Source organism: Oscillibacter sp. UBA6647, assembly GCA_002455655.1.
In the GTDB taxonomy this organism is placed as follows: domain Bacteria; phylum Bacillota; class Clostridia; order Oscillospirales; family Oscillospiraceae; genus Oscillibacter.
Genome location: DKLF01000160.1, coordinates 1 through 8080, shown reverse-complemented (window position 1 = coordinate 8080; position 8080 = coordinate 1). Strand labels below are relative to the sequence as shown.

General features: G+C 55.6%; 8 protein-coding genes. 6 read left to right on the top strand and 2 right to left on the bottom strand.

Going from position 1 to position 8080, the window contains the following annotated elements; translation table 11 throughout:
• Positions 1–35: 35 nt before the first annotated feature.
• Both B2W96_RS11505 and B2W96_RS11500 read right to left on the bottom strand, forming a co-directional pair.
• Positions 36–1730 carry a DAK2 domain-containing protein gene (locus tag B2W96_RS11505; RefSeq protein ID WP_293010546.1) on the bottom strand — a complete coding sequence of 565 codons (1695 nt, stop codon included), beginning with the start codon at positions 1728–1730 and terminating at the stop codon, positions 36–38.
• Between the two features lie 21 nt (positions 1731–1751).
• Positions 1752–2102, bottom strand: coding sequence for an Asp23/Gls24 family envelope stress response protein (locus B2W96_RS11500; protein ID WP_293010544.1), 351 nt, complete (start codon positions 2100–2102; stop codon positions 1752–1754).
• Positions 2103–2685: 583 nt separating this feature from the next.
• On the opposite strand from B2W96_RS11500, the gene B2W96_RS11495 reads away from it, so the two are divergent.
• The 6 genes from B2W96_RS11495 to B2W96_RS11470 all read left to right on the top strand — a co-directional run.
• Positions 2686–3219 carry a flavodoxin domain-containing protein gene (locus B2W96_RS11495; protein ID WP_293010542.1) on the top strand — a complete coding sequence of 178 codons (534 nt, stop codon included), beginning with the start codon at positions 2686–2688 and terminating at the stop codon, positions 3217–3219.
• Positions 3220–3251: 32 nt separating this feature from the next.
• Entirely contained in the window at positions 3252–4289 is a 1038-nt protein-coding gene (locus B2W96_RS11490; protein ID WP_293010540.1) for a sugar ABC transporter substrate-binding protein, read from the top strand.
• Positions 4279–4674, top strand: coding sequence for a hypothetical protein (locus B2W96_RS11485; protein WP_293010538.1), 396 nt, complete (start codon positions 4279–4281; stop codon positions 4672–4674). Before B2W96_RS11490 ends, B2W96_RS11485 begins: the two co-directional genes overlap by 11 nt.
• Entirely contained in the window at positions 4675–6111 is a 1437-nt protein-coding gene (locus B2W96_RS11480; RefSeq protein ID WP_293010536.1) for a sensor histidine kinase, read from the top strand.
• Complete coding sequence (locus tag B2W96_RS11475; RefSeq protein WP_293010534.1) at positions 6108–7598, top strand: response regulator; 1491 nt, start codon at positions 6108–6110, stop codon at positions 7596–7598. The genes B2W96_RS11480 and B2W96_RS11475 overlap by 4 nt, the downstream gene beginning before the upstream one ends.
• A gap of 222 nt (positions 7599–7820) precedes the next feature.
• Positions 7821–8080: lipoprotein (locus B2W96_RS11470; RefSeq protein ID WP_414692971.1), on the top strand; the 260-nt coding region annotated here is incomplete at its 3' end.

Genomic DNA, 8080 nt, shown 5'->3' with positions numbered 1-8080 from the left:
CCGCTCTTCCGATCTTATGGAAATGTGGGGGGAACTCACTCCATGGAGATGATATAATAGTACACAGGCTGCCCGCCGGAAAGGATTGCCACCTCCGCGTCGGGACAGGCGGACTCAAACAGTTCTGCGGTTTTCCGGGCGTCTTCCTCGGACACGTCCTCTCCGAAATAGACGGAGATGAAGGAACTGCCCCGTTCCCGAGCGTCCTGCGCCAGCTTTTCCGTCAGCGCGGCAATAGACTTGTCTGTGCCGAACAACCGCCCTTCCTCCAAAGCAAGGAAGTCGCCCTCCTTGATGTCAAACCCGTCAAAATCGGAGTCCCGGGCCGCGTAGGTGATCTGGGCGGTGGTGACGGAGGAAAGGGCTTCGGACATGGCGACGGTGAGGGCTTCGGCGTCCTGCGCCTCAAAATCCACGTTCATCATGGCGGTGACACCCTGAGGTACGGTTTTGGTGGGGATGACCACCACATTTTTCTCCGTCAGGGCGGCGCATTGCTGGGCGGCCATAATGATGTTGCCGTTGTTGGGCAGGATAAACACAGTTTCGGCGGGGATGGCGTTCACTCCGTCCAAGATGCTCTCGGTGGAGGGGTTCATGGTCTGCCCGCCGGACACAACCCCGTCGGCTCCCAAATCCCGGAACAAAGCTTCCAGTCCTGCTCCGGCACACACCGCCAAGAAGCCGTATTTCTTCTCCGGCGGGGCGATGCCCCGGGGGACCTCCTGCTCTGTCTGCGCTTCAAGCTCGGCTTCCACCGCGTCGAGATCGTCGGTGCTCTGGGCCTGCCGTCCGGCGGCCAGCGCATCTGCCTGCGTGCGCATGTTTTCGATTTTGGCCAGCTCCAGCGTGCCGTATTTCTGAGACTCCGTCAGCGCCGCGCCGGGAATGTTTGTGTGGACGTGGACCTTGAAGGCCTCGTCGTCCTCGCCGATGACCAGACTGTCGCCGATGCTGTTCAGATAGGTCCGCAGGGGGTCCAGAGAAATGTTTGCCGAGGCCTTGCGCACGATATACACCGTGTCAAAGGCAAAGGTGATTTCATCGGAGGAAAGGCCGCCGAAATCCGCCTTCTCCTTCTCCGGTGCGCCTGCGTCGGACAGCTCGGGCATAGGCTCGCCCCGCAGCTCGGCAAGCATTCCGTCCAGAATGAGAAGGAAGCCCTTGCCGCCTGCGTCCACCACGCCGGCCTTTTTCAAAACCGGATTCATGTCGGTGGTCTGCGCCAGCGTTTCATAGCCCACGCGGATGGCGGAATCCAACATGGCTTCCAAATCCATCCCTTCCGCCGCCGCGTCCACCGCCCGCTTGGCGGTGAGCCGGGAGACGGTGAGCACCGTGCCCTCCGCGGGCTTCATCACCGCCTTGTAGGCGGCGGAAACGCCCTCCTGCATGGCGGCGGCAAACGTGGCCGCGTCGGCGTGCTCCCGGCCCTTCAGCCCCTTGGAAATTCCCCGGAACAAAAGGGAGAGAATTACGCCGGAGTTCCCGCGTGCGCCTCGCAGCAGGGCGGAGGCGGTGACGGAGGCGGCCCGGTCAACGCTTTCCGGGTCGCACCGACGCAGCTCATCCACGGCGGCGGCAATGGTCATACTCATATTGGTTCCGGTGTCTCCGTCGGGGACGGGGAACACGTTCAAATCGTTAATCGCCTGCTTCTGGGCCGACACCGCGGCCGCTCCGTGCAGCACCATCCGCTTGAAAAGCGCACCGCTGATTTGTTTGTTCATCTGTTTTGAGCCCTCCCTCGGTCACAGAGTCATGGAGTCGACGCACACATCGACCGCCTTGACCTCCACGCCGGTATTTTTGGTGACCATATAGCGCACCTCGTTCATAATGGAGCTGCACACCGCGGGAAGATTCACGCCGTTTTCAACAATGATATGAAGCTCGATGGAGACGGTGCCGTCGTCATTGGCAGTGACGCTGACGCCCTTGCTCATGGCCTCCCGCCGCAGGAGATGGACCAGACCGTCCGTCATGGAGCGATAGGCCATGCCCTTCACGCCAAAGCAGTTGGTGGCGGCAATGCCGGTAATGTTGGAAAACACGGCGCTGCTGATGGTGACGGCGCCCTGTTCGGAATTCAATTGGATCATAAGCGCATTCTTCCTTTCCATAGGTCGGTCCCCCGGGAACCCCGACCGAAAATGTGCCGTTTCGCATAGTCAGTTGGTTATTATATATGATTTTCCGCAAAAGCACAAGAGCAACCGCCACAGATTTCCCCGCCACCGGATTTTTGATCGGGAAAAGACGGCGCTGGCTGCGAGATACATGTGCGCTTTTGACCCGACAAATGTATTTCGGCGGAGGGGCCCCATTTTCCGCAATTTTGCGCCGATTATTTGGCGGCGCGGACTTCTCAAGGTTCAACCCGCAGAATCCACTGCGGACGCTTGACAAAAGGACGCTGGCTCATTAGAGTATAAATGAATTTGATCCCCCTTCAACCGCGGCATGGAAAACGCATACGCTCCTTCTGATTTGCGGCGGCGATGCGGGGGGTAGGCGGGTGCGGCGGAATGGGCCCGCCGGGGAAAGCTTGTCAAGGGGATGCTCCCGGTATGCTTGCCGCAAACAAATAACGGTTTGACTGGAAACCAGCCGCGCCGGAGAGAGCCTTTCCAGATGCACGCCATAGGAGATTTTGCGGGATACCGCTGAAAGAGAGGAACGGCCTTGACTTTGATTATTTACGCGGGAAAATACGGGACGACGGAGCGTTACGCCGAATGGATTGCCGAGAAAACCGGAGCCGACTTGCGCCCGGTATATCAAGTGACGTCCAAAATGCTGCGGCTCTACGATACTGTTGTGTATGGCGGTGCGATTTACGGCGGCGCAATTCAGGGAATTCGGTTTTTGAAAAAGCATCTGGATGAACTGAAGCAGCGCGGATTGATTCTGTTCACCGTAGGGCTGACGATGCCGGGAGACGAAGCCGCCTTTCGCTCCGTATTGGAGCGCAACCTGAGTCCGGCGGAGTTGGAGGGAATCCGTGCCTATCATTTTCTGGGGGCCGTTCAGTTCAAGAAACTGAACGGGAAGGAGCGGATGATGATGTGGCTGTTGAAGTCTGCTATCTCGAAAAAGCAGGTCCGCAGTCAGGTGGAATCGGATATTCTGGAGTGCTACAACGGCGAGCTGGACTATGCCAATGAGGCATATGTGGACGATCTGGTAAAAGAAATTTCCGGTGATGCGAGGCTTTAAACGGCTGCACATGCGGGGGAAAGGGGCGCGCCATGATAAAGAGAAGCCAACGGATCATTCTAAGCCTGCTATTGATCTGCGCACTTTATGCGGCCTCTCTGATCACGTCTACATACCAATATTTTCAAACTGATGCTGAAGCGGCGCTGTCCGGAGGAAAGCGCCGGATTGTGGCGATTATTCCGGATTCCGGCAATGTGGATGTTGACGGCATTCGCCAGGAAGCCGAGGCGGCAGGCAGCCGCTACGGCGCGTTCGTGGAAATTTATGAGACTTCCACAAAAGAGGAGCAACTGCGGGTCATTCAGATTGCAAAGGACAGCAGCGTGGACGGCGTGCTTCTATACCCCATGGAGAGCACCGGGTACGATTTGGAGCTCGCCGCGTGCAGGCGCAGGGAAATCCCGATAGTGGTGATCTCCCGGCGGCTGAACAGCAGCCAGTTTGACACCTTTATCGGCTCCGCAGTCAATTCGGAACGGATGGCGGCGCTGAGCTGTATCAGCGCAACGGACGGTACCGGCAGAGTTCTGCTGGTGGATCGGCTGAATAGCGGCGGCCAACTGTATATGGAAGCGGCGGTGCTGGAACCGTCGGAAATTACGACTCCGGGGCCGGGGGAGGGGCTGAAGACCAAGATTGCCAATCTGGTAAACACACCGTTTGAGGGATATCGGGTGGTGGATGTGACGGTGATGGATGAAAAGCAGTCCTCCTCCTCCAGCATGCATAACGAGGTTTGGAATCTTTTGGAGACGCAGCGCCCGGACGCGGTGTTTTCCTATGATGAGGACTTGACCAACGTGATTGCGGCTTGCCTGACAAGCGAGGCCGGACTGCGGGGAATCTACGCGGTGGGATACGGCGATTTGCAGGAGTGCGCCGAGCATCTGCGCAGCGGGACGCTGGACGGACTTGTTCAGCAGAACGAAGCGTACTCGGCATCTTTGGCGGTGCGGTATCTGGTGGAGCTGCGGAAGGGCTCCGTCATGCCCGCCAGCGTGGATTCCGGGATTGCCCTGATATCAGCGGACAACATGGAAAGGATGCTTACGGGAAATGAAAAGTGAGTATGACAACGAGATTACCCTGAAAGCGCTGAAGCTGCTGCACCGGGAGATTCTGCTGGGCGATACGGCAAGCCAAGAGGCCTGCATCGAAAATCTGGTGAATTTGGTGCGTTACTTTGCCAGGAATACCAGCAAGGGCAATCTGGCAGAGGAACTGGAGAATCTGGAGCGGGCGGCGAGCGTTTTGATTGCGGAGGGGGAAATCAAAAGCTGCCTTTTTCCCGATGTGTCGGAGAACCTGCCCACGAAAAGTGTAGAGCGTTTTTCAGAGTTTGACGCGACCTTTGAAGCGCTGAATAAAGGCGTGAGGCTGGGAGAGACGGCGTTTGGCATCCAGTATGACGACGGGCAGGAAAAGCTGGTTGTAAAGGCGCTGGTTGACTAGATGCTGAATCGGATATTGGGGGAGAAGAACAGCGTCAAGAGGATGATCATGAGCTTCAGCCTGTGCTTCATTCTGATTACGATGGTTTTCGGCGGGATGATTCTGTTCCAGTCCTACATGGCGGACCGGCAATATGACGAGATGCTGCAAAATATTGTCTCCATCGACAGGAGCAAGGGGCTGACCGGGCAACTCAAGCTGTCGGCGAAAAAATATGCAGAGGCCCGGAATGAGCGGGACTACGCCCGGTTTCGGACGGAATGGACAGAGCTGGATCAGAAGCTGGACGTGGTGGAGGATATTTCCAGAGAGCCGGCCAGTCTGCTGGCGGTTCGGAGTATCCGCCAGCTACTGGTGGAAACGGACACGCAGGTGCTGCGGATTCGCAGTGGTCTGAGCGGAAACGGCACCTTCGCACAGGTGGACGAGCGTTGCAACAATGTGCTTTATTTGCTGGATCGGGTGCAGAATCTGGAGGTCAACCATGCGGCGGCGATCTATCCGCAGCTAAACCGGGACTTTAAATTACTGACAAGACTTGCCGGTGTCATTCTGGTGCTAATGCTGATGGCGGCGATTACCTTTTCCATGGATTTCCACGCGCGGATTTACGCGCCGATCAGGCAGTTGGTGGTCGGCGTGGGGGAGATTTCCAAGGGCAATTTTCAGGACCCGGACATTGAGATTGCCGCCAGCGACGAGTTTGACTATCTGGCCACTGCGGTGAACGGGATGAAGCGGGATTTGAGCCGCCTGATCACAACCCGCGAGGAGAAGATGAACGCAGAACGGCTGCTCAAGGAAACGCAGTTTTTGGCGCTGCAATCTCAGGTGAACCCGCATTTCCTTTTCAATGTGCTGGGGACGGCCACGGCGATGGCGCTTGTGGAGGGGGCGGATAAAACGCTGGGCATTGTGGAGTCCATTTCCTATATGCTTCGATACAGCCTTCAGTCAATGAAAACGGACGTCACTCTAAGAGATGAGCTGAAAATGGTGCAGACCTATCTCTTCTTGCAGAATCAGCGGTTTGGAGATCGAATCTCCTTTTTCATGGAATTGGACGATACAATCCCGGATGTGCCGGTTCCCGGCATGACGGTGCAGCCCATTGTGGAAAACGCGGTGATTCACGGCTGCGAAAATATGGAGTCCGGCGGCTGGCTGAAGGTCGCATGCAAGCTGGATACGGAGGAGAACTGTGCCGTGGTGACGGTGGAAAATAACGGCGGCGTGATTTTACAGACGCAGATACAGGCATTTTACAGCGGACAGAGCGTGCCGCACGGCAGGAAAACAACGGGAATCGGTCTTGGCAACGTGCGTGACCGCCTGCGGCATTTTTATGACAGAGAAGGCTTGATGGACTGCGCGGTGACAAATGAAAAAATCAATGTGGTAACGCTGCGGTATCCGATGGGCGGAGGAGAAACATGAATCATGAAAATTTTCGGATATTGATTGTAGACGATGAGGAAAAAGATCGGAGCATTGTACATATTCTGCTGCGCCGCCAGTACGGGGACCTGTTTGAGATATTGGAGGCGAAAGACGCGGCGGAGGCAAAGACGATGATAGAGACGCGGCAGGTGGACTTGCTGGTGGTGGACATCCATATGCCGGGCGTCAGTGGTTTGAAGCTGGTCAGGGACATTCGCGCACAGGATTTCAAGGGGTATATCATGATTCTGACGGCGTTCAATTATTTTGAATATGCCAAGGAGGCAATCGTCTATCAGGCCAATGATTTTATTCTCAAGCCGCCGATCCGCAAGGAGTTTTACGAGGCGGTGCAGCGTTTTCTGGATTGGGCCCGGGATGAAAAGAGCGCCCGCCAGATGGGGCAAAAGGACCAATCGGTCTTTCTCCAGGAACTGGGAGACTGCATTATGCTCAACGCGGACAGGAAGAAGATCGATGCCTATAAGGCCCTGCTGAACATTCGGGAGAACCGGGTGTTCTGTATCCTGATCGACACCAGTGCGTCAGAACAGCTCAAGACGGCCAGCTTTCAGGACGAGATCGAGTCTGCCATGAACGAAAGCGGGATTCCCTACGCCGTGAGCCATATGCGGGATCGGACGGCGATTTTCTGCTTTACCGGTGGGGACACGCTGGGGTATAACGAACTCAGCGTTACGGTGGAGCTGAAGATGAAACTGAATCTGGATTTGTGCGAGAAGGCCGATATCACCGTTGGTGACACGGTGTCGGTTTACGACAATCCCAGTCGGTCGTACCGCTGCGCCATGGCGCATCTCAACAGCCTGAAAAGCGCAGGCAGCTATGAAGAGCCAATTGAGGACAAGGTGGTCGCCCATATCAGAAACGGCGAGGCCGAAGAGGCGATCCGGATGTTCGGACAATATCTGCTGCACTACGGAGAGCGGCATGCAATTGACGATTTGATGCTGAAGGACATTGAGGTTTTGACGGTGGTCCGCAAAAGTGTTCAGGTTCGGAAGGAGGATATCGGCCTAAAAATGGTGGACATTTTTGTAACGGGCGATATTCAGGATATTATTCACTTCAGCTCTGCCTATCTGCGGGAGATTATGGAGAAAATGTCCTCCAGCGCCCCTCAGAAAAAGCACTATGTGGTGCGGCAAATTTGCGCCCGGCTGGAAGAACATGCGGAACTGCCTTGGAGTATCAACGATCTTGCAAAAGAATTCGGCTTCAACCCTTTCTATCTGAGCCGCCTGTTCAAGGATGACACGGGACTGTGCTTCACGGATTATCTCACGGGAAAGCGGATGGGAAAGGCCGCCGCGCTGATAACGGATACCAATTTATCCATCGGGGAAATTGGCCTGGCGGTGGGCTACAACGACCAGAATTATTTCAGCCGGGTGTTTAAAAAGTGCAACAAAATGGGGCCGAAGGAATACCGCCGCTCACAGGTCGCCAGACAGGGGCACTGACGCGGCAGATAAAACTATTGACCAGCACAATTTTGACTTTTACACAATGCAAGTCAAAATTGTGCTGGCTGATTTTATTTGGGTGTCATAAACACGTCAAATGTGTGCTGAAAACCTGCGGTGCAGTCTAGAGATATTGATGTTTCTTTATGTTAAAATTCTTAACAGTATCGGTGAGAAACGTAAGAGAATCACGCGACATTATAGAGGAGGAAATTGAAGATGAACAAGAATTTGTCCCGCGTCCTGAGCGGAGCCATGTGCGCCCTGATGCTGGCCTCTGTTCTGGCTGGCTGCGGCCAGAAGTCCCCCGCCGGATCCGCTTCCGGCAGCGCCGGCGGCGCTGTCGAGACCCGTGTCCTGAAGCTGTCCCACCATGTGACGGAGGGTGACAGCAACGACATCCTGTTCAACAAATTTGCCGAGTTGGTCAAAGAGAAGACCAACGGCGAGATTGAGATCGACATCTATCCCAACGGACA